Annotated in this window: 23 protein-coding genes; 7 read left to right on the plus strand and 16 right to left on the minus strand. The window is 59.3% G+C overall.

Annotated features, from left to right (window positions below; genetic code table 11):
• Nucleotides 1-99 precede the first annotated feature (99 nt).
• Complete coding sequence (locus ACX3YD_RS05155; RefSeq protein WP_458959396.1) at nucleotides 100-459, plus strand: PilZ domain-containing protein; 360 nt, start codon at nucleotides 100-102, stop codon at nucleotides 457-459.
• A 333-nt stretch (nucleotides 460-792) separates the two neighbouring features.
• Nucleotides 793-1,293, plus strand: coding sequence for a hypothetical protein (locus ACX3YD_RS05160; protein ID WP_458959397.1), 501 nt, complete (start codon nucleotides 793-795; stop codon nucleotides 1,291-1,293).
• A 362-nt stretch (nucleotides 1,294-1,655) separates the two neighbouring features.
• On the opposite strand, the gene ACX3YD_RS05165 is transcribed toward ACX3YD_RS05160, so the two are convergent.
• The 7 genes from ACX3YD_RS05165 to ACX3YD_RS05195 all read right to left on the minus strand — a co-directional run bounded on the left by ACX3YD_RS05165 (nucleotide 1,656) and on the right by ACX3YD_RS05195 (nucleotide 9,653).
• On the minus strand, nucleotides 1,656-2,987 hold the full coding sequence (locus tag ACX3YD_RS05165; protein ID WP_458959398.1) for a DUF58 domain-containing protein: 1,332 nt from the start codon (nucleotides 2,985-2,987) through the stop codon (nucleotides 1,656-1,658).
• Entirely contained in the window at nucleotides 2,984-4,033 is a 1,050-nt protein-coding gene (locus ACX3YD_RS05170) for an AAA family ATPase (RefSeq protein WP_458959399.1), read from the minus strand. Before ACX3YD_RS05170 ends, ACX3YD_RS05165 begins: the two co-directional genes overlap by 4 nt.
• A 219-nt stretch (nucleotides 4,034-4,252) precedes the next feature.
• Nucleotides 4,253-5,164: an SMP-30/gluconolactonase/LRE family protein gene (locus ACX3YD_RS05175; RefSeq protein WP_090464682.1), complete on the minus strand. Its 912-nt coding sequence runs from the start codon at nucleotides 5,162-5,164 to the stop codon at nucleotides 4,253-4,255.
• Between the two features lie 15 nt (nucleotides 5,165-5,179).
• Entirely contained in the window at nucleotides 5,180-6,142 is a 963-nt protein-coding gene (locus ACX3YD_RS05180; RefSeq protein ID WP_103403951.1) for an ABC transporter permease, read from the minus strand.
• Nucleotides 6,139-7,119 (minus strand): ABC transporter permease, encoded by a 981-nt coding sequence (locus ACX3YD_RS05185; protein ID WP_458959400.1) that lies wholly within the window; start codon nucleotides 7,117-7,119, stop codon nucleotides 6,139-6,141. Before ACX3YD_RS05185 ends, ACX3YD_RS05180 begins: the two co-directional genes overlap by 4 nt.
• Nucleotides 7,116-8,570 carry a sugar ABC transporter ATP-binding protein gene (locus ACX3YD_RS05190; protein WP_458959401.1) on the minus strand — a complete coding sequence of 485 codons (1,455 nt, stop codon included), beginning with the start codon at nucleotides 8,568-8,570 and terminating at the stop codon, nucleotides 7,116-7,118. The genes ACX3YD_RS05185 and ACX3YD_RS05190 overlap by 4 nt, the downstream gene beginning before the upstream one ends.
• 60 nt (nucleotides 8,571-8,630) lie before the next feature.
• Entirely contained in the window at nucleotides 8,631-9,653 is a 1,023-nt protein-coding gene (locus tag ACX3YD_RS05195) for a substrate-binding domain-containing protein (protein ID WP_458959402.1), read from the minus strand.
• Nucleotides 9,654-9,793: 140 nt separating this feature from the next.
• Here ACX3YD_RS05195 and ACX3YD_RS05200 point away from each other — a divergent pair, with 140 nt between their 5' ends.
• Together ACX3YD_RS05200 and ACX3YD_RS05205 are read left to right on the plus strand one after the other, a co-directional pair.
• Entirely contained in the window at nucleotides 9,794-11,182 is a 1,389-nt protein-coding gene (locus tag ACX3YD_RS05200; protein WP_256590202.1) for a GAF domain-containing sensor histidine kinase, read from the plus strand.
• Nucleotides 11,182-11,925: a response regulator transcription factor gene (locus tag ACX3YD_RS05205; protein WP_103403954.1), complete on the plus strand. Its 744-nt coding sequence runs from the start codon at nucleotides 11,182-11,184 to the stop codon at nucleotides 11,923-11,925. Before ACX3YD_RS05200 ends, ACX3YD_RS05205 begins: the two co-directional genes overlap by 1 nt.
• A 182-nt stretch (nucleotides 11,926-12,107) precedes the next feature.
• Here the strand turns inward: ACX3YD_RS05205 and ACX3YD_RS05210 are convergent, their stop codons facing one another.
• From ACX3YD_RS05210 to ACX3YD_RS05225, 4 genes are read right to left on the minus strand one after another with little or no spacing between them, the layout of a single operon-like run.
• Complete coding sequence (locus ACX3YD_RS05210; RefSeq protein WP_458959403.1) at nucleotides 12,108-13,271, minus strand: DUF4350 domain-containing protein; 1,164 nt, start codon at nucleotides 13,269-13,271, stop codon at nucleotides 12,108-12,110.
• Nucleotides 13,268-14,812: a DUF4129 domain-containing protein gene (locus ACX3YD_RS05215; protein WP_458959404.1), complete on the minus strand. Its 1,545-nt coding sequence runs from the start codon at nucleotides 14,810-14,812 to the stop codon at nucleotides 13,268-13,270. Before ACX3YD_RS05215 ends, ACX3YD_RS05210 begins: the two co-directional genes overlap by 4 nt.
• A complete protein-coding gene (locus tag ACX3YD_RS05220; protein ID WP_458959405.1) occupies nucleotides 14,799-15,776 on the minus strand; it encodes a stage II sporulation protein M in 978 nt (325 codons plus the stop codon). Before ACX3YD_RS05220 ends, ACX3YD_RS05215 begins: the two co-directional genes overlap by 14 nt.
• Nucleotides 15,773-16,498: an RDD family protein gene (locus ACX3YD_RS05225; protein WP_458959406.1), complete on the minus strand. Its 726-nt coding sequence runs from the start codon at nucleotides 16,496-16,498 to the stop codon at nucleotides 15,773-15,775. Before ACX3YD_RS05225 ends, ACX3YD_RS05220 begins: the two co-directional genes overlap by 4 nt.
• A gap of 184 nt (nucleotides 16,499-16,682) precedes the next feature.
• On the opposite strand from ACX3YD_RS05225, the gene sbcB reads away from it, so the two are divergent.
• Entirely contained in the window at nucleotides 16,683-18,113 is a 1,431-nt protein-coding gene (gene sbcB, locus ACX3YD_RS05230) for an exodeoxyribonuclease I (RefSeq protein WP_458959407.1), read from the plus strand.
• A 98-nt stretch (nucleotides 18,114-18,211) separates the two neighbouring features.
• On the opposite strand, the gene mvaT is transcribed toward sbcB, so the two are convergent.
• Entirely contained in the window at nucleotides 18,212-18,589 is a 378-nt protein-coding gene (gene mvaT / locus ACX3YD_RS05235) for a histone-like nucleoid-structuring protein MvaT (RefSeq protein WP_007933316.1), read from the minus strand.
• Nucleotides 18,590-18,927: 338 nt separating this feature from the next.
• On the opposite strand from mvaT, the gene purU reads away from it, so the two are divergent.
• Both purU and ACX3YD_RS05245 read left to right on the plus strand, forming a co-directional pair.
• Nucleotides 18,928-19,776 carry a formyltetrahydrofolate deformylase gene (gene purU / locus ACX3YD_RS05240; RefSeq protein ID WP_020797876.1) on the plus strand — a complete coding sequence of 283 codons (849 nt, stop codon included), beginning with the start codon at nucleotides 18,928-18,930 and terminating at the stop codon, nucleotides 19,774-19,776.
• Nucleotides 19,777-19,865: 89 nt separating this feature from the next.
• Nucleotides 19,866-20,042 carry a hypothetical protein gene (locus ACX3YD_RS05245; protein ID WP_458959408.1) on the plus strand — a complete coding sequence of 59 codons (177 nt, stop codon included), beginning with the start codon at nucleotides 19,866-19,868 and terminating at the stop codon, nucleotides 20,040-20,042.
• Here the strand turns inward: ACX3YD_RS05245 and ACX3YD_RS05250 are convergent.
• From ACX3YD_RS05250 to ACX3YD_RS05265, 4 genes are all read right to left on the minus strand, one after another.
• Nucleotides 20,029-21,024: a lysylphosphatidylglycerol synthase transmembrane domain-containing protein gene (locus ACX3YD_RS05250; protein WP_458959409.1), complete on the minus strand. Its 996-nt coding sequence runs from the start codon at nucleotides 21,022-21,024 to the stop codon at nucleotides 20,029-20,031. The genes ACX3YD_RS05245 and ACX3YD_RS05250 overlap by 14 nt on opposite strands.
• A complete protein-coding gene (locus ACX3YD_RS05255; RefSeq protein WP_458959410.1) occupies nucleotides 21,021-21,797 on the minus strand; it encodes a DUF2334 domain-containing protein in 777 nt (258 codons plus the stop codon). Before ACX3YD_RS05255 ends, ACX3YD_RS05250 begins: the two co-directional genes overlap by 4 nt.
• Nucleotides 21,790-22,911, minus strand: coding sequence for a glycosyltransferase family 4 protein (locus tag ACX3YD_RS05260; protein ID WP_458959411.1), 1,122 nt, complete (start codon nucleotides 22,909-22,911; stop codon nucleotides 21,790-21,792). The genes ACX3YD_RS05255 and ACX3YD_RS05260 overlap by 8 nt, the downstream gene beginning before the upstream one ends.
• Before the next feature lie 138 nt (nucleotides 22,912-23,049).
• Nucleotides 23,050-23,814, minus strand: coding sequence for a methyl-accepting chemotaxis protein (locus ACX3YD_RS05265; protein WP_371919898.1), 765 nt, complete (start codon nucleotides 23,812-23,814; stop codon nucleotides 23,050-23,052).
• Nucleotides 23,815-23,827 lie beyond the last annotated feature (13 nt).

A 23,827-nucleotide genomic window follows, 5' to 3' on the forward strand; every position in this document is an offset into this window, starting at 1 on the left:
GGGAGAGCGGGCCGCCCGTGGCTGTCAAACCACACCAGGCAGGTCTGTTCCGAAGCATTAGTGCGGCCCTGCTTAAGGGCCTTGCATAGCGAATTCAGCATGTTCACTGACCGCCGGATCGAGCGGCATCAACTGCCGTATTTTCTGAAAGTGTTCAACAGCAACACCGACAAACCCATCGGATTTCTGGGCAACGTGTCCGAGGACGGGCTGATGCTGATCAGTCAGTTGCCCCTGATGATCGGCGCGGACTTCGATTTACGCCTGAAGATCCCCGCCAGCGATGGTTGCCAACAGGTCATCGACCTGCGGGCGTGTTGCCTGTGGTGCCACGAAGACGCAACCCCTCAGCACTATGACGCCGGGTTCAGCATGCAACGGCCGCCGCCGGAGTATGGGCAACTGGTAGAGGCGTTGAAGCAGTACTTCAGTTTTCATACGTTGCCGGCTTCGGCGTGAGAGGCAAATGATCACAGGCTGACTACCCTCAGCGTGTGTGCTTCCGTTGAAGCATCACAGGCTTGTCAAATGCACGCTATTGAGCGGCGCCGCCTACAAGAGCCCAGCGTGTTTGGTCATGGGCGTGAGATTGTTGCGAGGAGGGTCGTTGCTCTCCAGGGCACAGTCTAACGTCAATGAACCTGGCATTAATATTTCTGGTTTGGAAATAAAAAGTCATATTGATTATTCCATTTGTGTCTTCATAACTGTCAGTTCTGACAGTGGTAAATGAATAGGCGATTGAGTTATTTTTTCTGGGCAGTCTATTTAGAGTCTTTGTGGAGGTGGCAGATGAATGGTAAAGCTGATAAAGAAAATCTTGTGGTGAAATACGTGCTGGCTGATGACTTTAAAGATGGTTCATTTGTAGCGCGCGGTGAAGGTGAAGAGCTTTTCGATAGTTTTTGGGAAGGTGTGGAGGTTTTAACTTATCATCATCGGCATTTAAGAGTTGGGGAGTTGACGGGGCAGGTGGAGTATCAATATAAATTTGATAGTGGCCGAGTGTATGTGCGGACATTGAGGTACATTTTGACCAGTCGGCCGAGTAATAGGTATTGGTATCGCGCCAATATTGATGTGCAACTTGAAAGTTATGGCTCGCAGCGTGTGAACTCACCCGACACGATGAGCCAAGACACGCAGTGGCATACCTATAACGTGGGCCTGAACGTCGTTCATGACCCCGTGTTCAGAGCGGGTTTTAAAATTCGAATCGAGTATGACGGAACCAATAATGGCGTGGGTGAGCGCGATAGTTGGGGGAATGTAGTTGATTTGATTCCGCGATAAGTAAAACACCTTTAATTTCTTCGTGCTGAGCAATCATGCTGTCTGTTTTGTTAGTGGTCGTGCTAAACCTCTAAACGCGTCAGTGTGAAATGGCTTCTGGTCGAGGGACGGCAGTACTTCAAAGTGTTTGATGGATTTCTTCTTGTTATTGATTTTTAAAATGCTGCCGTCAGTTTTTATTGGGGGGAGGGTTGGTGTTGTCGTTTTGTATGGGGTTGTCTTCTTTAGGTGAGTGTTGCAGATGGGTGGTTGAATTTTACATTGCGCAATTAGATGTGTTTTTTGGGGCGTTCGTTGTTGGTAAGGCGATTTATGTTTTTTGGAGCGGGAATGTTTGATTGCGCCTGATGCCACCGCCCCCCCTACAACGTACCGTTTTTTTTCCAGTTCAGATAACGCGTTAACAAGTCCACACCCAATTCCCGGGGCAAGACATTTATTGCTGATATCCCATGAGCGTCCAGTTTCTCGTGGAGTTTGGTCCGTGCATTGAGGTAATCCATCGCTCCGCAGTAGGCCAGTGCCTCGGACAAGGTTTGCACGGGGGCTTGGCGAATGCGGTCGAGTACGTCTTCCCTCATGCTGGCGACGATCACTTGATGCTGTTTGCCCATTCGTTTGACGGCCGTGAGCAGTTCCTCATCATCTTCATCGCGCAGATTGGTCATCAACACCACCAGCGCTCGACGTTTTTGTCGGGCCAAAAGTTGGGTGATGGCGGTTTGATAGTCAGCACTATGTTGACTGCTGTACAGGTCGTAGACCGTATTGAGCAAAACGTTGAGTTGCCCGGTGCCTTTGACTGGGGCGAGGTAGCGAGCTTGCTCGCTCGCAAAGGTGCTGAATCCCACCGCGTCGCCCTGGCGTAGTGCGACGTAACTCAGCAGCAGGCAGGCATTGAGCGCATGGTCGAAATGCGACAGCTCGCCGTCCTGACTGCGCATGCGGCGTCCGCAGTCGAGCAGGAAGATTATCTGCTGGTCACGTTCGTCCTGATACTCCCGGGCAATCGGCGTGCGTTGGCGGGCGGTGGCCTTCCAGTCGATTTGCCGCAGGCTGTCGCCCTCGCGAAATTCGCGCAACTGATGAAACTCCTGCCCCTGGCCACGGCGTTGGTGTTGGCGTACGCCGAGCTGGCTGAGCCAGTTATCCACAGCCAGTAACTGGCCGCCGTAAAGGCGGGCGAAATCCGGATAGACACGGGTCTGGTCCGGAACGGTCAGCAGGCGTTTGTCGGACCACAAGCCCAATGGGCCGGGCAGGCTGACTTCGCAGTGTTCGAAGCTGAAGTGACCACGTTTGAGCGGGCGCAGACGATAGCCGATCAGGCTGCGTTGGCCGGGCTGAAGTTCCACCGTCTGGGGCAGGTTTTCAACGTTCAGCCCATCCGGTACGTGGTCGAAGAGCTGGATGTTCAATGATTGGGAAAAATCATGCTCGACCTCCAGGTTGGTTTCGCTCCATCGACCCAGCGCCAGACTGCCGGACAGGCGTCGGGTAACCCTCGGGGATGGCAGGCGTTTGATCAGCACGATGTCCAGAGCAGCCAATACCAGCAATGCCAGCAGCAACGCCCAGTTGATTCGAAGCAGGCTCGGTGCAACGTCGATTCCCAATGCCCGCACAGTGCCCAGCACGATGCCGACGGCCAGCAGCAAGGCGAGCCAGAGCAACAGCAGGCGGGTCGGTTTCACAGGCGTGGCGCCGGTACTTGATCGAGCAATTGCCGTAGCACGTGATCGACCTCCAGCCCTTCGATGTCCAGTTCTGGCGAGATGCGCACCCGATGGCGCAGCACGGCCAGCGCGCAGCCCTTGATGTCGTCCGGAATCACGAACTCGCCACCGCGCAACAGGGCCCGCGCCCTGGCGCAACGCACCAGGGCTATGGAGGCTCTGGGCCCGGCGCCGAGTGTCAGTCCCGGCCAGCCGCGGGTGGTACGGGCCAGACGCACGGCGTAGTCGAGCACCTGATCGTCCAGGGGCAGTTCGCTGGCAATACGTTGCAGGACCAGCACGTCTTTGGCCTGCAGGAGGGTGCGCAATGGTTGCACGTCGAGCATGTCGGCGCGGGTAGAGCGGCAGACTTGACGCACCATGTCCAGTTCCTGCCCGGCGTCCGGGTAGTCCATGCGCACCTTGAGCATGAAGCGATCCAGCTCGGCTTCCGGCAGTGGATAGGTGCCTTCCTGTTCGATGGGGTTCTGTGTGGCGAGCACCATGAAGGGCTGCGCGATCGGCAGGGCGCGACCTTCCAGGGTGACTTGCCGCTCCTGCATGGCTTCGAGCAAGGCGGCCTGGGTTTTCGCCGGGGCACGGTTGATCTCGTCGGCCAGTAACAGGTGGGTGAAGAGCGGGCCTTTGCGCAGTTTGAATTGCTCGGTTTGCAGGTCGTACACCGCATGCCCGGTGACATCGCTGGGCATCAGGTCCGGGGTGAACTGAATACGGGCGAAATCACCGCCGAAGCAACGCGCCAGCGCGCGTACCAGCAAAGTCTTGCCCAGCCCCGGCACGCCTTCGAGCAATACGTGGCCGCCGGCAATCAGTGCGGTGAGAACGTCGTCGATCACGCTGCCCTGGCCGATCACGACTTTTTGCAGCTCGTTGCGTATCGCTTGGGCCAGTTGGCTGGCGCGCAGGCGTTGCTGCTCGGCATGGCCAGGTGTGCCGGGCTCGATCTGTTCACTCGTCACGACTTGCGCAGCGCTGGTGACTGTCACCTGTGGTTTATCTTCCATAAATCAGTCACTTACCTAATCTGGTTTTTTCATTTTTTGACGTGCGTAACCTGTGATTGGCTGCCAATCTGCACGATTGCACGTCCGGAGTGACCTCTCGTTTTGAGTTGTCTGAAGTGGAGGTTAGGCCATCACGAGCGCTACATCGCGAATCCGCTCAGGAAGTTATCTACCCGCTTGGTCGCTCTTGTCGGGATCGAGGGGCGGGTGCGCAATGTTTCAAGGCATTTGCGCCCCTGCCACCGCCACATGAATCATGTACAGCGAAGTGTTCGCGGTAATGAATAACCGATTGCGCCGTGGCCCGCCAAACGTCAGGTTGGCGACTTTCTCCGGCAGCAGGATCTTGCCCAGCAATGTGCCACACGGCGCGAAACACTGAATTCCGTCCCCGGCGCTGGTCCAGATATTGCCCTGCACGTCGACCCGCAGCCCATCGGGAATCCCCGGCTCAATCTGCGCCAGCACCCGCGAAGCGCCAAGCCGGCAATTGTCCAGCACCGTCAGGGCACGAATGTGATGCGGTGCATCGGGGTCGTGGGTGCGCGCCGAATCGGCCACGTAGAGGGTGCTGCCGTCCGGCGAAAAAGCCAGGCCATTGGGCTGCACAAAGTCGTCGGCGACACAGCTCAACTCGCCGCTACGCGGGTCAATGCGGTAGACATTGCGACTCGCCTGCTCAGGGTCAGCCTTAAAGCCCTCGTAGTCGCTGAGGATTCCGTAGGTCGGGTCGGTGAACCAGATGCCGCCATCGCGATGCACCACCACATCGTTCGGCGAATTCAGGCGTCGTCCTTCAAAGCGCTCGGCCAGCACAGTGATCGAGCCATCCGGCTCGGTGCGGGTCACGCGGCGGGTGCCGTGCTCACAGGTGATCAAGCGTCCCTGCACATCTCGGGTGTTGCCGTTGGCGAAGTTCGAGGCGTGGCGATAGACCGAGACGCCCTGCTCCGGGGTCCAGCGCAAGATGCGCTGGTTCGGAATGTCACTCCACAGCAGGTAGCCGCCATCGTTGAACCACACCGGACCTTCGGCCCAGCGGCATTGGTCGTACAGCCGCTCCAACTGGGTATTGGGCAACGTCAGCGCGCGAAAGCGCGGGTCGAGGTATTCGTAAACAGGTTCGGACATGTCAGTACCCAAGATTCAAGCGGAGCGGGCCGATCTGCGGCCGCTGACGGCGGTAATCACCGCGATGATGATTAACCCGGTGAGGATCATCCGTACCCCGGCGCTGGTGCCGAAGGTGTTGAGCATGCTCACCAGTAAATACAGAAACAGCGATGCGCCCCAGATCCCTGGCACGTTGGAAAAACCCCCTGCCACCGAGGTGCCGCCGATCACCACCACGGCAATCGAGGCCAACAGGTATTCATCACCCATGCTCAAGGACGCACCGCCGGAGAAGCCCGCCAGCAGCAATCCGCACAAGGAGGCCAGCAACGCGCTGAGCACATAGGTGGCAAATCGCACACGCCCGATCCGGCCACCCGCCAGTTCGGCGGCTCGCGGGTTCTGGCCGATGGCGATGACCCAACGCCCGTAAAGGGTGCGATTGAGCACCACCGCCATCAGCACCGCGAGCACGACAACGCTGATCGCCAGGTACGGCACGCCCCACAGGTTGCCGGTGCAGAACTGATAGAAAATTTCCGGCGGTTGCACCCGCACGCTACGGCCGTAAGCGATGGCCATCGACTGCAACAGGAAACTGGCGGACAGGGTGGCGATGATCGGCGGAATGCGCAGCACGCGAATCAACGCGTAATTGCTACAGCCCACCAGCAGACCGCTGCAGAACACGCCCAGCACACCGAGCCAGATCAACCCTGGATCGCCGTTCATCAACTTCATGCCGATGGCGCCGCTCAAGGCGATATTGGCCGGGATCGACAGGTCGATATTGCCGGGACCGGTTGTGATGACGAACATCTGACCGATGCCGACGATGACGAAAAACGCCGAAAAACTCAGGGCGCCCGACAGCAGCGAACCGGCGCCCGCTCCACCGGTAAAGGCGATGGTCGCCAGCCAGATCAGCAATGCCGCCAAAAACGACCATAACCAGGGTTTGCGCGTCAGCGTGGACAACGAAGCACGAGGGTTCATAGGGGCCGGGTCTCCAGGCGATTGACGGCGGCACGCAGGGCCAGCACCAGAATCAGGATTGCGCCCTGGGCACCGATCTGCCAGTCAGGGGAAATGCGCATGAATGACAACAACGAACCGGCCAGCACCAGGGTCAAGGCACCCAGTACCGCGCCAATCGGTGACACCCGACCGCCGACAAATTCGCCGCCACCGAGGATCACCCCGGCAATCGACAGCAAGGTGTAGCGCAGGGCGATGGTGGCGTCCGCCGAGGTGGTCAGGCCCACCAGGAACAATCCGGCCAATACGCCAAAACTGCCGGCCAGGGCATAGAGCGAGACCTTGATGCGCAGCAGCGACCAACCGGCCTTGGCCACCGCCAGCGGGTTGCCGCCCGCCCCGCGCAACACCACGCCGAGGGGCGAACGCATGAGGAAGGCATGCACCAGCAATGCCAGTACTATGCAGACGATGATTGCGAACGGCAGCCAGGGTGTCTTGATCCGCACCAGGCTTTGCAGCCAGTGCGGCGCGCTGCCGCCGGGCGCGGGTAGCAGCAACACGGCACCGCCCATCCAGATAAACGACATGCCCAACGTCACTACGATCGACGGCAAATTGCGGGTATGGATCAACGCCCCAATCAGCGCGTACACCGCGATACAGGCCAGCAATGCGAGGCAACCGAGCAGCGGATACTCGTTGAGCAAAGTGGCCGCGACGCAGGCAACGAAACTGATGAAACTGCCCAGGGACAGGTCCAGGTCATTGACCGTGATGATCAGCATCTGCGCGATGGTTGCCAAGGCAATCGGCACCGCGAGGTTGAGCATCAGGTTCATGCCCATGTAGCTTATGGCCCGTGGCTGAATGATGAAAATCGCCACCAGCAGCAACGCCAGCGACAAGCCAGGCAAGGCGCTGCGTAGTAGCCGCGCACGATTGATCTGCGGTTTTTTCAGCGCTTGCGCGCTCAAGGACAGGGATGGGTTCATGCCGGTTGTTCCTCGAAGGAGCAACGCAAAATCTGCTCCTCGCTCAATTCGTTGCGGGGTAGATCCAACACCACCTGACCGTCGCGAAACACATAGATGTGATCGCAGTAGTCGAGCTCTTCCAGTTCGGTGGTGTACCAGATAAAGGTCCGGCCTTTGGCGGCCTCTTGGGCGATGATCGAATACACCTCGCGTTTGGTGCCCACATCGACGCCGCGCATGGGGTCGTCCATCAGGATCAGGTCATTACGCGAGGCCAGGGCCCTGGCGAACAGGGCCTTTTGCTGGTTTCCGCCGGACAATGAAAGAATCGGGTTGTCCATGTCCGGCGTACGAATGCCCATGCGGGTCTGCCATTGTTCGGCCATGGCGCGTTCGGCTTGTGGATCGATCAAGGCGCCGCGCTTGAGGTCCGCCAGGGAACTGATGGTGATGTTTTCGGCAATCGACCACAGCGGGAAAACGCCATCGGTCTGCCGATCACCGGCCACCAGCGCCGCCCCCTGGCCGCGGGTGATGCGTTGGCGCAACACTTGAATCAGCAGTTGGCTCTGACCATGCCCGGCCAGGCCCGCCAGACCGACGATTTCACCGGTATGTGCCTTGACCGTCTGGCCATCGACCTGGCGCGCCGGCCGCTGTTCGACCACTGCGGCCTTGCCTTCACGACGGGAGACAAACGCCTGCTGCTGTACTGCCTCCTTGGTCGCGCTGCCCATGCATTCCACCAGCGAGGCGTGACTGAAATCCCCCGCCGGGCGAATCTCCACGATGCGGCCATCGCGCATCACCGCAATGCGGTCGCAGGTGTCTAGCATCTCACCGAGGATATGGCTGATCAGCACCACGCTGCCGCCACCCGCCACGAAGCGCCGGACGAAACCCAGCAACTGCTCGGCCACCCGGGCGTCCAGCGAAGAGGTGGGCTCGTCGAGAATCACCAGTTCCAGGCGCTCATCCACCTGGACAAAAGCACGGGCAATCTCAACCATCTGCCGCTTGCCAATCGGCAGCTCGGCGACGATGTCGTCGGCTGCAATACCATGGCCGGGAAAAATCTCATCAAGGCTGGCGTCGATCAGCGCCTTGGCCTGTCGGCGCCAACCCCAGCCACGAATCGCTGGCGACATCAGCCGCAGGTTCTCGGCAACGCTCAGGTTCGGGCACAAAGACAGTTCCTGAAACACGCAACGAATGCCGTGCTGGCGGGCCATCTGCACGTTGTAACTGCTGCGCACTTCATGCCTGGCCAAGTGCAACACGCCGCAATCGGCACTCAGGGTACCGGCCAGCACCTGCATCAGGGTGGATTTACCGGCGCCGTTGTGACCGATCAGGCCCAGGCATTCACCCCGGTGAAAACTCAGATTGACCTCGCTCAGCGCACGCACCGCGCCGAACGACTTGCCAGTGCCCGTAAAGGTCACCAACGCAGGGTTGGGGAAAGTCATAACAGCCTCCTCGACAGTGCCACGCCGCTCAGCCAAACACCGCGACGCGATGTGCGTTGGTTATTGGGCGGATGAGGTTTTCAGGCCCGCGACGTCTTCGATGCTGTAGACCTGACTGACAATCCCGCCCTTTTCAACGCCCTTGAGCGAGGATTCCAGGGTGTCCTGGGTCACACTGAGCGCTGGCGAGAGCAAGTCGTGGGGCAGTTCTTTGCCATCCAGCAGTTGTTGGGCGACGTAGAACGCCAGGCTGGAAATACTCGGTGCGCTGGAGATGGAGAAGGACTGGTAACCATTGGCGTCTTTCTGTTTCTTCCACCACGACAGCTCTTCCTCGCGGTTGCCGAACATGATGGTCGGGATCGGTCGCCCCGCCGCGGTAAACGCCTGGGCCACGCCGTAACCATCATCACCCTGGGCCACCACCGCGTCGATTTTCGGCAAGCTGGGCAGCACCCCGGCCACCGCTTTTTGCGCGGCGGTCTGGGACCAGTTGCCATTCACCGAACCGACCAGTTTGAGCTTGGGATGCTTCTGCGCGCCGGCCACAATTCCGGAGTGAATCAGCTCATCCACAGAGACCCCGGCCAGGCCGCGCACCTCCAGCACATTGGCACCGTCGGGGTAACGCTCGGCCAGATAGTCCATCTGGGCGATGCCGCTTTGCTTGAAGTCCATGGAGATGCGGTAGGCGCAAGGCTCGGTGACCACGCCGTCAAAGGAAACGACGATGATGCCTGCGTCACACGCCTGCTTCACCGCGCCGTTGAGGGCGGTGGGCGATGCAGCATCAATGACGATGGCGTTGTAACCCTGCAGGATCAGGTTCTGGATTTGCGCCGCTTGTTCCGTGGCTTGGTTCTCACCCGTGGTGAACGAATCGGCACCGGCGATCACCCCGTCCTTGACGGCTTTTTCCGTGGTTTGTTGCCAACTGGCAAGCATGCCCTGACGCCAGGAGTTACCCGCATAGTTGTTGGACAAGGCAATCGTTTTATCGGAGGTATCGGCCAGAGCGGCGAAGCTTGGCAGCAGAATCAGTGCACTGGACAGCAGCGCACAGCGCAATGGTTGGAATTTCATAGTGTGACCCTTGTTATTGTTGTGGGCTTTCGGCAGCAGGCGAACAACTGACCGGTGGTACTACGCATTCGGGGCCAGTCTGCACCCCCTGAGCAGGCGGTGTCTGTGGCTATAGGTGCAGACTTTCGGCGGATACACGCATGATGGGTGCGGGATCCCGCACAAAACCCGCGCGACACCGCAAACCTTCACTCGCCCGCCTGCTTGGCGTGGTGGACACACCGCACACGGCGTATGGTGAGCCGGACAAAATCAGAGCCGAAACCATCGTGCTACGACCACACATTCAGGCCGAAGAAGTGCTCAAACACTTTCTCGGCATCTCCAGGGCCCTGGCTGGCTTGCTGGACTTCCAGTCGATGATCAATGCGGTCTCCGAGCAGATCCGCTTCATCCTGCCCCACGATCACCTCGACGTGAGCCTGTTGCTGCTCAATGCCGAAAACCATCTGCACACTGCCTACGAGGCCGGTGTTCATACCTCATGGAGCGGTTTTGCCAAGCAGCCGTTGCCAGTGTCGCAAAGCCCGTTGCGCACTTTGTTGCTGGGGGAAGCGCCCTTCATCCTCAGTGATGACGCGATGAACGACCCGCGTTTTCAGTTTCCCGGTGCGTTCAACCGGCCGATTTTCGATGCCCAACTGCGCAGTCGATTGCATGTGCCGTTGCGGGTGCGAAACGAAGTGATCGGCGCCTTGAGCTGCTCCATGCACTCGGCCAATTACTACACCCTGGACGATGTGCACCATGCCCAACACGTCGCCGACCTGCTCGCCTCTTATCTATACGCCTTGCGCCAGACCGACCAGGCCAAGGAACTGGCCATCGCCCAGGCCCAGACCCGCGCCCGGGAAGAAGGCTTGCGCCTCGGGGCCTTGCGCCTGACCGAAGAGCTGGAAAACGAACGCCAGCGCATCGGCATGGACTTGCACGACCAGACCCTGGCCGACATGACCCGCCTGCATCGACGCCTCGCCCGCCTGCAACTGCAAGACAGCCTGAGCGGCGAGACATTGCGTCCCATCAGCCAGGCCTTGCAGGAGAGCATGCAAGAGCTGCGCTCTATCATTGATGCGGTCAAACCCACGGTGCTGCAGCTGTTCGGTTTCGAAGAAGGCCTGGAGGACTTGCTCCTGCGCAGCGTGCGCAATAGCGGGCTGGAAATTGCCACGCACCTGCGCGACAACACCTTGGGCCAAGCCAATCGCCTGGCCGAGCCGCAAAAAATCGCTTTATTCCGCATCATTCAGGAAGCGGTCAACAATGCGATCAAACACGCTTCGCCGGACTCGATTGCCATCGACATCAGCCGCTCGCGGCGCCATCTGAACCTGACCATCATCGACGATGGCCTGGGCCTTGATTGCAGCAATCGCCTGGATACCGGGGGCATCAAAAACATGCAGATCCGCGCCCAGTTGCTGGGTGCCAAGGTGCAAATCGACCGTGGCGAACAGGGCAAGGGCACACGGGTGTGCATAAGGTTGCCCCTGGACGAATACCACCTGACTAGCGATCCGGAGATTTGATGGACGTTCTGTTGATAGAAGACGATCCGGTGCACCGCGCCTTCCTCAAAGAAGTCATAGAAGCCGCCATGCCCGAATGCTCGCGCCTGCTGGAGGCCGACGACGGCCAGATCGGTGAGCGTCTGGCCCACGAGCATCAAGTGGCGTGTGTGGTGATGGACCTGCAAATGCCCAGGCGAACGGGCGTCGAGGCGGCCAAGACGATCTGGAAGGAGCGTCCCGAGACCTCGATTCTGTTCTGGTCCAACTATGCCGATGAAGCCTATGTACGCGGCATTGCGCGCATCGTTCCGCAAGGGGCGGCCTACGGCTACATCCTCAAGACCGCGTCCGAAGAACGCCTGCGCCTGGCGCTGCGCAGCCTGTTCATCGAGCAGCAATGCGTGATCGACCGCGAGATTCGCGGCGTCCAGCAAAAGGCCCAGGACCAGTCGGTGGGCCTTACCGATGCAGAATACGAAGTGCTGCAAGACATCGCCTTGGGGCTGACCGACCGCACCATCGCCAACCGCCGCAGCCTGTCGTTGCGCAGCGTGCAGAACCGCTTGCAGCAGCTGTACGAAAAGCTTGGCATCTATCAACCGTCCCAAACCGGCGAACGCAGTTCGGCCTTCAACCTCCGGGCCCGCGCGGTGAACATTGCCCTATTGCGCAAACTGCTCAATCGCACCGCACTGGAGCAGGCCGAAGCAGAACTACAGGAATGGCTAAAGGATCCGTTGCATGACTATTTCAATGTGTAAGTGAGGCGAGGGGGAGCGCCACACTTCATGATCGGTGGAATGATCCAGAGTCGCTGCTCCAGGGACTCCTTCTGCCGTCCTCTGCACTCATCAGTTAGAGCATTGAATAGACCCTGAAACACCTGAGTTTCCACGTGTCTGTTTCCAATTTCACGGAAATCCAACGCTTTTCAGGCGCCAGATCATAAGGCATTCCTCAGGGTTTGCAGCTGAGCGACCAGGCGGCTGAATTCGCCGCTGGAAAGCCGTTGCTTCGGTCGCGGGCTCATGGCCTGGCTAATAGCGTGTGTGGGTTGGCCGGTCAGGCGTGCGAGCACCTGCCATTGTTCGCTGACGTCGAGTTGTTCATAACCCGGGTGGCGCCGTCGCATGCGACGCAGGATGTCCTGCTGCAAGGCTTCCAACAGACGGCCCTGACCGCTGCGGCGCAGCATGAAATCGGCACTGGCGTGCAAGTGCTCCTGCCATTGGCGACGAGCCTTCGTCGCCGGCTTCAGTAGCGGGCCGTGACGCACGCCGACGTGCCAGAAAACCAGGCCGATCAAGGCGATCAGGGCAACCAGCGCCTGGGGGAAATAACGCAACAACAAGGTCCACAGGCTGTCGTGATCGGTGTTGAACAACAGGGTCACGTTCGTGTCCGCGGTCAGGTACCAGAGCAGCCAGGCGTTGTCGTATTGATCGATAGCGGGGGTTTTCCACAGGTCGGCATCGGTCACCACAATGATCGAGCCAAGCCCATGGTTGAGCTGCATCATGTGCGTGCCCTTGGCACTGTTGGCCCAGGACTGGGCGAGGTTGTTCGGGTCTTCGAGATGGAACGCGGTGTCGAAGCTGGCGTAGGCCGGCGCGTGTTCGTTTTCCAGATAGAGCTTGGTGAGTGTGGGATAGGGGTCGTCGCTGATGACGGGCGGTGGGGCCTTGAGGTCTTTGCTCAACGATTGGTGCAACTGGACCCGGTCCAGCAACAGATCGTTACTTTGTCCGGTCTTCTCATCCCACAGCGACTGAGCGACGAACAACAGGCGCCCGCCGGCCCGGGTCCAGCTCATCAGCTGGTCAATTTGCCGGGGTGTCATGGTGTAGCGGTCGCCGAGCAACAGCAGGCTGTGGTGACGTGGCTCCAGGCTGGGCAGGACATCGAAGCGGTTGGCATGGCTGACGGTCAGGCCCTGTTTGCGCAGGAAATGTTCGGCGGCCAGGTAGGGATTGGCCTGGGCTTCGGGCGAGGGGCCGTGGTCGATTTCCGCCGGATAGGGGATTGCCTTGAGGTACAGATAAATACTCAGTGCGCCCAGCAACATGGCAATGATTACGCCAACCATTAGCCAGGCACGCCGGATCAATGGACTGCCTCCGGGCCGAACAAGCTGCGCCAGCCATCGCACAATTGCTGTCGCACATGTGCCGGTGGCGGTTGATGACCGTAGGCCATGTTCTGCCAGTGTCCGGTCAGGTTTCTGCTGTAAGCCGACAGGGCCGGTTGTTGTAATTGTTCGACACGCTCCAGGACTTGACCTTCAGTGTCGGCGGCTTTCAACGCGATGTTGAAGTCGTGCAGCAAGTGGCTGAGCAGCGCGCGATAGAGCAATCCCAGCGCTTCCCGAGGGTGGGTTTGCCAGAGGCTTTCGGCGCTGGCGGCGATGTCGTGGGGGAGCGTGTCAGGACTCAGGTCCAGGCCGAAAGCCTGCTGCGGTAACGGTCGCGCGGCTTTTTCGCGCGGCCTCGGGCGACGGCTGAAGAAAGCCTGCAACCCGTCACGATAACGCCAGATCAACCCGCCGATGGCCGCCATCACGGCCCCCCACAACACCACTTCGATCAGCGTGGCCAATGCACTGAAGCGCTGGCTGTCAAACAGCTTCAACAGCGCTTTGAGCCACTCGAGAGTGCGGTCGTCGCTCTGGTTTTCGCGGGTCGCTTGCGCCTCGCCAAAGCGATAACGGGTCACGGTTTCCCTGTTCTGGAAGGGCGGCTGCTCAAGGATTGCCTTGATGCTGTCGCGGGACGCCTGGCTGGTCAGTGGTTGTTCCAGCAAACGCGGGCTGTCAGGTGTCATGGCCGACTCGGCTGCCCAGGCGTTCTGCGCGTTCGGCATCGACAGCATTATCGTCAGGAGCAACGCAACCGATGCACCGTTCAAACGCTTGCGGAGCTGGCGGAATACCCGTTCGATGTCCCAGGCTTCCAGCACGGTGCGCCGGTTCAGGTACAGGCTGAACCCGCAGGCAACGTAGATGGGCTCCCAAACGATCAGCACCAGGACATAGAAGGCATTGGTCAGGTGTTCCAGCCATTGCCAATCCTGAGTGCCGGCAGCAATCAGCGACTGCCAGTTCCAGTCGAGTGCAACCTGTTGTGGCAAGAGCAGGTAGAACAGCACCATCATGCCGATCCACAGCGCTGTTTCCAGATGCGCGCCTATTACCGTCAGCCACCGCGCCGCACCGGCGTCACGCTGTAACAACACCTGTATGCGCTGCTGTCGCGCCTCTGCGCCCAGGCCTTCGAGCTGCACCACTGGTAATAGAAAACTGCGGCTCAGGCTCAGTCTTCGCCAGGTCAGGCTGGCCAGCAATTGGGGCTGGAGCAGTCGCGGCCATTGGAAAAGCGCCTGTTTCAGTGTGGGCGTTTCACCGAACATGGCTTTGGACAGAATGAACAACGGCAGGCGTTCGAAGGCCGGTTTCAGCCACCAGAAAAGGAATATCGCGAGAGACGGCGATGTCCAGAAGACCGCGCTGAACAGCACGAAAACCGGCAAGGTGACGATGGCCCAACTGGTCATCAGCAGGCGCCGGTGGCGTTGGCTCAACAACACGCCGAGGTCCATGGCTTCCCAGGTCGGACGCGGACGGATCACCACGCAGGCGTCACTCAGGCGCATGGCGGCTCCGTCCGGCAAACAGCAAATACGCCGCCATCAACATCCATAGTGCCGCACCGACCAGGTATTTGATCAGGGGCGAGGGCGCCGTCATCGACGACCAGTAGGCTTCGATAAAAGCCGCAACCAGCAGAAACAGCATGACCCCGCAAATCAGTAACACGCTCTTGCGCGCCGCCACCAGCAAGGCCTCCCCACGGGGCTGGCGCCCTGGTGCAATCAATGCCCAGCCCAATTGCAGGCCGGCGGCTCCGGCCAGGGCGATGGCCGTCAGTTCGAAGGCACCATGGCCGATCACGAATGACCAGAAAGTTTGCCCAAAGCCAATCCGGGTCAGATGCCCGGCTACCGCGCCGATCATCAGGCCGTTGAAAATCAGGAAGAATGCGCTGCCCAGGCCAAACAGCAAACCGCTGGCGAAGGTCTGAAAGGCGATCCCGATGTTGTGCATGATGTAGTAGCCGAACATCGCCCAGTCTTCACTGGCCGCGCGTTCCGCCAAGCGTCCCAGGTGACCGGCGTCAGGATCGTACATGCCCTGCATCTCACTCACCTGTTCGGCTGGAATCAGGCTGTAGATCAGTTCCGGGTACAGGTACACCAATAGCGCGAAGCCGATCAGACTGCCAAAAAACATCAGGCAGGCAGCCAGCACGAAACGCCATTGCTCACGCACCAGCCGAGGGAAGTCCGCCAGGATGAAACTCAATACATGGGGGCCGAGTCGGCTGCGGTGGCGATAAAGCTGTTGATGCCCGCGCAGTGCTTGTTGCTGCAACGAGTCGATGAGAAAACTGCTGTAGCCACGCTCCCGCGCCAATGCCAGGTGCTGGCAGAGACGGCGATAATCGCTGGGGAAGTTTTCGACGCCGACGGCGTTCTTGTCCCCCTCCAGTTTGTCCAGCGTCCGGGAAAACTGCTCCCATTCGGCCATGTGCCGATGTTCGAAAAGACTTTGCTTCATGCCGACCCCAACAAACCACGGGCGATGCCGTTGAGCTCGGCCACCGCCTGTGGCGGCCGAATCTGCAGTGGTTGGGCGAGGATGGACGCGAGTTCGTTGACCCTGGCGGCAGAGAGTTCACTCTGGCGCTCGGCGAAGCCGATGATGGCCCTTTGCTCGGCCAGTGTCAGGGGAAATGCAGGGCGGCGGGGTTCGGCGGGCGGCAGCTGCGGCCGGCTCAGTGGTTGTTCGCGGTAGATGACCAGGGTGCCGGCGGCAATGTCACCGAGGCGTTTGAATCCAGGGTGTTGCAAGCAACTGATGGCGCCGAGGAAGTAACCGAACGGCAACAGGTCGACACATCGCAACAGGTTACGCAGCAACGATGCCGACCAGCCAATGGGGGTGCCGTCGTCCTGTACCACGCGCAGGCCCATCCACTGTTTGCCCGGTGAACGTCCCTGGTTGAGGACTTCGAACAGCACCATATACCACCAGCTCACCGCGAAGATCAGCAGTGAGCCCAGTCCGGCGCCCAGTTTTCCGAGCATCGCCAAAACAATGAACAGCGAGCCGAGGATCAACCCGCGCAGCATCAGGTCGATGGTGAACGCCAGCGCACGGACCATCAGCCCGGCCGGGCGCAATGGCAAATCGATGCCTTCCGGCGTTTCGACTTGATACCGCGTATCCAGTGGCAGGGACAGCGTTGCTTTCCTTGGCAGTGCTGTAGTCTCGAGCATGGGCTACCTGATGATGTGGCCTGATCGGGATGGACTGTCCTACGGATGCTAGCAGCCTCGCCGGGGAATACGACACAACATGTATTGCACGTTAAACAAGCAGAGATGATTCAATGACAAGTTTGCTGGCCGGGGCGGGATACGAACGCCTAGACTTCGCCGATCTTCAGTTCAGGAATAGCCCGTGACCTCCATCTTCTGGTACGACTATGAAACGACGGGCATCAACCCCCGTTGCGATCGCCCACTGCAAATGGCGGGACTGCGTACCGACTTCGATCTCAATGAAATAGACGAGCCGGTCAATCTCTATTGTCAGCCCAGTGACGACATCCTGCCGCATCCGGCGGCCTGCGCGATCACCGGCATAACCCCGGGTCAATTGGCCGAACACGGCCTGAGTGAAGCTGACTTCATGACCCGGGTGCATGCCCAACTCGCGGCGCCCGGTACTTGCGGTGCGGGTTACAACACCTTGCGTTTCGACGACGAAATGACTCGATACAGCCTCTATCGCAACTTTTTCGACCCGTACGCGCGGGAGTGGCAGGGTGGTAACAGTCGCTGGGATCTGATCGATGTAGTGCGCGCGGCCTATGCCTTGCGCCCCGATGGCATCGTCTGGCCGATGGATGAAGAAGGCCGGGTGACGCTCAAGCTCGAACGTTTGACCGCCGCCAATGGCATCGACCATGGCAACGCCCACGAAGCGCTATCGGATGTACGGGCCACCATCGCGCTGGCGCGGCTGATCCGGGAAAAGCAACCGAAGCTGTATGACTGGCTGTTTAATCTGCGCAGCAAGCAAAAGGTGTTGGATCAGATTCGATTGCTGCAGCCGATGGTGCATGTCTCCGGGCGCTTTTCCGCGACGCGCAATTACGTCGGTGTGGTGTTGCCCCTGGCCTGGCACCCGCGTAACAAGAACGCCTTGATCGTCTGTGATCTGCAGCTGGATCCTCAGGGTCTGCTCGACCTGGACGCCGAGACATTGCGACAGCGGTTGTATACCCGTCGCGAAGATCTGGCCGAAGGTGAGTTGCCGGTTCCACTCAAGCTCATTCACATTAATAAATGCCCGGTGGTGGCGCCGATGTCGGTACTTCGCCCGGAAGATCAGCAGCGGCTGGGGCTGGATATGGCGCTTTATCAGCAGCGTGCGCTGCGGCTAAACGATGCGAAAAAAGTTTGGCAGGATAAAGTCTCGGCGATATACGCCCGCGAGGATTTCACCGCGAGTCAGGACCCGGAACAACAGTTATACGACGGTTTTATCGGTGATCGCGATCGACGCCTGTGCGAACAAGTGCGAATGGCCGATCCGGCACAATTAGCGCAAGCGCAATGGCCGTTCGATGATGAGCGTTTGCCGGAATTATTGTTTCGATATCGTGCACGTAACTTTCCCGATACGTTGAATTTCGACGAGCAAGAACGCTGGCGATTATTCTGTCAGAAACGTTTGTCAGTGCCTGAGTGGGGCGCGCCCAATACCCTGGAAAGTTTCGTACAGACCGCAGCCCAACTGAATGTTACTGCGACACCGTTTCAAAAATCGGTGCTGAATGAATGGCAGGAATATGTCCAGGGGTTGCGTAAACGTTTGAGTCTTTGAAAACGAAAATCCCCGAAGCCTGAACTCCGGGCATAAAAAAACGCCAGCGTATGCTGGCGTTCTTTTTTTGCAGTTCATTTCGCGACAAGCACCGCGGCTTAGCCCAGCAGGGTAGCCCAGCCTTCGACCACGTCACCGCCCCACTTGGCTTTCCACTCTTTCAGAGTCTTGTGGTTGCCACCTTTGGTTTCGATGACTTCGCCGTTGTGCGGGTTTTTGTATTGTTTAACTTTGCGAGCACGTTTGGTGCCGGTAGTTTTTACAGCGCCGCCGCGTGGTGCTTTGGTTTTGGATTCTGGATCCAGCAACGCGATGATGTCACGCAGGGACTTGGAGTATTCGCCCATCAGGGTGCGCAGTTTGCCTTCGAATTCCAGCTCGGTTTGCAGTTTGTCGTCTTGGGACAGGTTCTTCAAACGGGCTTGCAGCTCTTTGATAGCTTCTTCGGTGGCACGATATTCGTTGATCAGGGACATGATGACTACCTTATACAGGTCATAGGATGGCAGGGAACAGTGCCGCAATAATAGTCAGGGTGTTTCATCAAGTAAACATTAAAGGGAGTTTTATTTAATTTAGTCGCGATGAAATTCGCCGCACACTGGATGTGCGGTTAAATAGTGCGATACACCGGCGCGGATATTCACAATTGTATGCTTGTAGATGTTTAACTACGCCGCTGTTACCGCCGGTTGCCGACGGCGGCAACGGTCCTGTCGCTGACGCTCGGGCATGGTGCTACGTCATCAATACTGCAGTTTTGCTGCGCAATCGTTAGAATGCCCGCCTTTGCGAAGTTCTGGAGTTTCCCCTCATGCGCACTTTTCGGCTGGTGATTTCTTGCCCGGACCGCGTCGGCATCGTTGCCAAAGTCAGTAATTTTCTGGCGTCCCATAATGGCTGGATCACTGAAGCGAGTCATCACTCGGACAATCTCAGTGGCTGGTTCTTCATGCGTCACGAAATTCGTGCCGACTCGCTGCCTTTCGGTATCGAAGCCTTGCGCGAAGCCTTTGCGCCGATTGCCGAAGAATTCTCGATGGACTGGCGCATCACCGATACCGAGCAGAAGAAGCGCGTGGTCCTGATGGCCAGCCGCGAGTCCCATTGCCTGGCTGATTTGCTGCATCGCTGGCACAGCGACGAACTGGACTGTGAAATCGCCTGTGTGATTTCCAACCACGACGACCTGCGCAGCATGGTCGAATGGCACGGCATTCCCTACTACCACGTGCCGGTCAATCCACAGGACAAGGAGCCGGCGTTCGCCGAAGTCTCGCGCCTGGTCAAACAGCACGATGCCGAAGTGGTCGTACTGGCCCGCTACATGCAAATCCTGCCACCGGAACTGTGCCGCGAATATGCGCACAAGGTCATCAACATTCACCACAGCTTCCTGCCATCGTTCGTCGGTGCCAAGCCTTACCACCAGGCTTCCCTGCGTGGTGTGAAACTGATCGGTGCGACCTGCCACTATGTGACCGAAGAGCTGGACGCCGGGCCGATCATCGAGCAGGACGTGGTGCGCGTCAGCCACAGCGACAGCATCGAAGACATGGTGCGTTTCGGTCGTGACGTCGAGAAAATGGTGCTGGCCCGCGGTCTGCGTTATCACCTGGAAGACCGGGTGCTGGTGCACGGCAACAAAACCGTGGTGTTCTGACCGTCGCCACACGACACGGTTGAAATTCGGAGGGCCTGGGCGTTCAATCGCTTCAGGCCCTTCGCCGTTTCTACACTGAGGATATGTCTATGGCCGATCCACTGGATAAAGCCACTTCCAGGGCACCCGCCACGCTGGGGGAAGGCTGTTTGAGTCGTTATGACCCGGATGACATGAGCCCGGAGGACGGCACGGAGTTTCCCGGCGCGGCCCAATTGTGGGAGCAATTGCAGGAGCGGCCCGAAAAACCGCCTAAGCCTGCTTGAAGTTCATCAGCTTCTTGAGCAAGGGTCGGCCAAGCATCAATAGAAATACCGGGCCACCCACCAACAGATAAAAGTAGTAAGTCACCGCCCGCCAGATCAGGATCGCCGCTGCTGCCGTGGATTTCCCCACCATGGGCGCCAACAGCGCCGCCGATGTCAATTCCGCCGCCCCCGCGCCCCCCGGCAACAGACTGAATTGCCCTGCACTCAATGACAGCATCTGGATCAGAAAACTCCAGGCCCACTGCAAGTCCGCGCCGAGCCCGCGCAGTGCCAGGTACAACACGCTGTAACGCAAGACCCAATGCAGGCAGGTCAGGGCAAACACCGTGATCAATGTCTGAAAGGGCAGCTTCAGGGTGTCGGTAAAGGCTGCAAGGAAATGCAGGAGCTTGCGGGCCCAGCGAACCCGGGTGCTGGCTTTGACATTGAGACGAGCCAGCAACCGGCCGGTCAGGCGAATCAGCCCGCGATGATAGCGAGCCACGACGATGCAACTGATCAATCCGCCGAACATCGAGATCGCGCTGACGGTCAGCAACCATTCCATGCGCTGGCTCAAGTGCTGGAACAGGGCATAAATCAGAATCCCGCTCAGCGCGCAGAGAAAGAACAGCAAGTCACTGAGCTGGTCCATGGCGAACACCGCGCTGCCTCTCGCTGGCCGCACGCCGTTGCGAGCCAGCAGCGCCATGATCGTCAGTGGCCCGCCGCTGCCGCCCGGCGTGGCGCAGTAGGCAAATTCGGCGGCCATCACCACCCCGAGGCTTTTGACCGGGCTCACCTTATCGCGTTGATCTCCCAGCAACAGGCGCAAACGCAGCGTATTGATCAGCCAGCACAACAGGATCATGCCGAACATGATCAACAATTCGCTCAACGGAAAACTCTGCAATCGCGACCAGGTCTCGCTTCCGCCCAATAGCCAAGGGATCAGCACCGCCGCGAGCAGGCCGAGGAACGCCAGAAAGCCGCGACTCATGCGGCACGACCCATGCGCTCGCAGTGTCGTGCCAGCCAGTCTGCCTTGGTCATCGGTACTCGACCCTCGGCGATCAGGCGCTTGAGGGTTTGCAGCCAGTAGCTTCGCGAGAACTCATGGCGCATGTCCACCGGGTGCAGGCCGAGTCGAATCACCGGTGCTTGTCGCCAGCGTTGTTCGCGTTGATCACTGACCAGCTTCGATATTCCCCGGCGCCAGGCACTGCGCGCACTCCAGACCAGTCCCGGGGCATCGATGACGGCAAAATCCGGCAGTCGATAGAGGTGTTGCGGGTCGCTGGTGTAACTCAGCGGCAATTGACCCAGGGCCTGGCGCGTCCCTTCGCTCATCAGCCACGCCGGAGCGACGAAGCCATGCAGTGGCCAACGGTAACGCTGAAACATTTCGATGCCGGCGTGCAGGCGGGTGAGGGCCGCTTCCCGGGTCAGGCTGTAGAACTCGCCTTCGTGGGTGTAGACGCGGCGCATGAACCAGTCTCGGGGATTGCTCATCACAGGTCCGTCGTCGCAATGGAAATAACCGTGCAACGCCAGCTCATCACCGCGAGCGAGTCTTCCGCTGAGCAGGCGACGGAATCCCGGATGCGCCTGAAGCTCATAGTGTTTGTGGAAGTTCGGCACCACCAGCCAGGTCATCGGCACGTTGCCCAATGCATCGACGGCTTCGACAAAGGGCTGATAATCGGCCCAGGTGTGTGGTGCGACGTCGTGCAGCACCAACAACAGGCTGGGCGGTGCGATGGGCTCAGCCATTGGCCACCTGCGGCCATTGGCTGCCGAGCACGGCGTGATAGTGACCGAGCAGGCTATTGACCACGGTGTCCCAAGAGTAATGTCGTTCGACATGGCGCCGCGCTTGTTGGCCAAGGGCGGCGCAGCCCTGATTGAACAGTTCGTGCACCGCATTGGCCATCGCTTGCGGATCGTTGGGCGTACAGAGCAAGCCGCATTGACGGGTGACAATTTCCTCAAAGGCCCCGGCCGCCGCGGCCACCACCGGAATTCCGCTGGCCATGGCTTCGAGGATCACCAGGCCAAAGGTCTCCTGATCACCGGCATGCAGCAGCGCATCGGCACTGGCCATCAGGCGGGCGACTTGCGCGGCGGGGCAGAATTCGTCGACGACAGTGACATTATCCGGCACCGCAGCCGGCATCGAAGAGCCCACCAGCAGCAAGTGATAGCGCCGGCCCAGGCGCTTCATGCACTCAAGCAGCACAGGCAGGTTTTTTTCTTTGGAACCGCGCCCGGCAAAGATCAGCAGATGGGTGTTTTCATCAATGCCCAGTTCGGCTCGCAGCCCCGGATCACAGGCGTCGGGGTGGAAGGTCTGCAAGTCGACGCCCAAAGGCTGCACGAAAACGTTCTTCACCCCCAGGCCTGTCAGTTTTTCAGCCATGACCCGACTGGGCGCCAGCACTCGGTCGAAATTGCCGTAGAGCTTCCTGACATAAGCCTCGATGTTGGGGGTGACCCAATTGCCCATCCGGTTGCTGATCAGCAGCGGCAGGTCCGAGTGGTAAAAACCAATGACCGGCACGTCCAGTTGCCGTCGGGCATCCAGGGCGGCCCAGGCGGTGAGGTAAGGGTCGCCAACCTCGATCAGGTCCGGTTGCAAATCCTGCAGGACATTGCGCCAGGGCGCGAGACGGAGAGGGAAACGATAACCCTTGCCGAAGGGCAGGGCGGGCGCTGGAACGGTGTAAATGCCATCACGTTCGCTAAAAGAGGCCCCAGGAATCAACAAACTGTGGCGGATACCCGGCCGATTGCACAGGCGACGGTGTTTGGCATCCAGATAAGTGCGCACGCCACCGCTGGCGGGGGCGTAGAACATGGTTATGTCAGCGATGTGCACGATCAACATCCCTCCGGTCCGTTGCTCTCCCTTGGTTGACCTTAATGAAGAATAGTTGTTCGGTTGCGGATTTGTGGGCGAGGACGGAGGTAACGGCGATGTTATGGCGAGGGAGATTGCTCCCTCGCCATAAGGGGGGATCAGACGCTAGATTCGGAAACTGCCCACCAGGTGCTGCAGTCGCGCCGCCTGCTGTTCCAGATCGGCACAGGCACGCAAGGTCGCTTGCAGGTTTTCCACACCTTCTTGATTGAGGGTGTTGATTTCGGTGATGTCGACGTTGATCGACTCGACCACGGCCGTCTGCTCTTCGGTCGCCGTGGCCACCGACTGGTTCATGCCGTCGATTTCGCCGATGCGCTGGGTCACGCTGCTCAGGCGTTCGCCCGCCAGGTTGGCGATGTCCACGCTGTCCTGACTGTGGCGCTGGCTGTCGCTCATGGTACTGACCGATTCGCGCGCGCCAACTTGCAGCTCCTCGATCATGGTCTGTACCTGTTGCGCCGACTCCTGGGTGCGGTGCGCCAGGTTGCGAACTTCGTCGGCGACCACGGCAAACCCGCGTCCGGCTTCACCCGCTCGTGCGGCTTCGATGGCGGCGTTGAGGGCCAGCAGGTTGGTTTGCTGGGAGATGCTGGTGATCACTTCGAGAATCTGCCCGATGTTCACGGTTTTGCTGTTGAGCGACTCGATATTGCTGCTGGAGGCGCTGAGCATGCTCGATAGCTGATTCATCGCGGCAATGCTGCGATCGACCACGTGCTGGCCGTCTTCGGCCAGGCTGCGGGCATCGCTGGCCTGGGTCGATGCTTGCGCGGCGTTGCGGGCGATCTCCTGGGCGGCGGCGCCGAGCTGATTGATGGCTGCCGCCACACTGTTGGTGCGTGAAGCCTGCTGGTCGGAGTTGTACATCGAGGAGTTCGAG

This window comes from Pseudomonas fluorescens group sp. PF-1 (genome assembly GCF_054481335.1).

Bases quoted from the DNA above. Each gene is read 5' to 3' on its own strand.
- ACX3YD_RS05155 (WP_458959396.1), top strand. From the start codon at position 100: ATGTTCACTGACCGCCGGATCGAGCGGCATCAACTGCCGTATTTTCTG.
- ACX3YD_RS05160 (WP_458959397.1), top strand. From the start codon at position 793: ATGAATGGTAAAGCTGATAAAGAAAATCTTGTGGTGAAATACGTGCTG.
- ACX3YD_RS05170 (WP_458959399.1), bottom strand. From the start codon at position 4,033: ATGGAAGATAAACCACAGGTGACAGTCACCAGCGCTGCGCAAGTCGTG.
- ACX3YD_RS05175 (WP_090464682.1), bottom strand. From the start codon at position 5,164: ATGTCCGAACCTGTTTACGAATACCTCGACCCGCGCTTTCGCGCGCTG.
- ACX3YD_RS05180 (WP_103403951.1), bottom strand. From the start codon at position 6,142: ATGAACCCTCGTGCTTCGTTGTCCACGCTGACGCGCAAACCCTGGTTA.
- ACX3YD_RS05185 (WP_458959400.1), bottom strand. From the start codon at position 7,119: ATGAACCCATCCCTGTCCTTGAGCGCGCAAGCGCTGAAAAAACCGCAG.
- ACX3YD_RS05190 (WP_458959401.1), bottom strand. From the start codon at position 8,570: ATGACTTTCCCCAACCCTGCGTTGGTGACCTTTACGGGCACTGGCAAG.
- ACX3YD_RS05195 (WP_458959402.1), bottom strand. From the start codon at position 9,653: ATGAAATTCCAACCATTGCGCTGTGCGCTGCTGTCCAGTGCACTGATT.
- ACX3YD_RS05200 (WP_256590202.1), top strand. From the start codon at position 9,794: ATGATGGGTGCGGGATCCCGCACAAAACCCGCGCGACACCGCAAACCT.
- ACX3YD_RS05205 (WP_103403954.1), top strand. From the start codon at position 11,182: ATGGACGTTCTGTTGATAGAAGACGATCCGGTGCACCGCGCCTTCCTC.
- ACX3YD_RS05215 (WP_458959404.1), bottom strand. From the start codon at position 14,812: ATGCGCCTGAGTGACGCCTGCGTGGTGATCCGTCCGCGTCCGACCTGG.
- ACX3YD_RS05220 (WP_458959405.1), bottom strand. From the start codon at position 15,776: ATGAAGCAAAGTCTTTTCGAACATCGGCACATGGCCGAATGGGAGCAG.
- ACX3YD_RS05225 (WP_458959406.1), bottom strand. From the start codon at position 16,498: ATGCTCGAGACTACAGCACTGCCAAGGAAAGCAACGCTGTCCCTGCCA.
- mvaT (WP_007933316.1), bottom strand. From the start codon at position 18,589: ATGTCCCTGATCAACGAATATCGTGCCACCGAAGAAGCTATCAAAGAG.
- purU (WP_020797876.1), top strand. From the start codon at position 18,928: ATGCGCACTTTTCGGCTGGTGATTTCTTGCCCGGACCGCGTCGGCATC.
- ACX3YD_RS05245 (WP_458959408.1), top strand. From the start codon at position 19,866: ATGGCCGATCCACTGGATAAAGCCACTTCCAGGGCACCCGCCACGCTG.
- ACX3YD_RS05250 (WP_458959409.1), bottom strand. From the start codon at position 21,024: ATGAGTCGCGGCTTTCTGGCGTTCCTCGGCCTGCTCGCGGCGGTGCTG.
- ACX3YD_RS05255 (WP_458959410.1), bottom strand. From the start codon at position 21,797: ATGGCTGAGCCCATCGCACCGCCCAGCCTGTTGTTGGTGCTGCACGAC.
- ACX3YD_RS05260 (WP_458959411.1), bottom strand. From the start codon at position 22,911: ATGTTGATCGTGCACATCGCTGACATAACCATGTTCTACGCCCCCGCC.
- ACX3YD_RS05265 (WP_371919898.1), bottom strand. From the start codon at position 23,814: ATGTACAACTCCGACCAGCAGGCTTCACGCACCAACAGTGTGGCGGCA.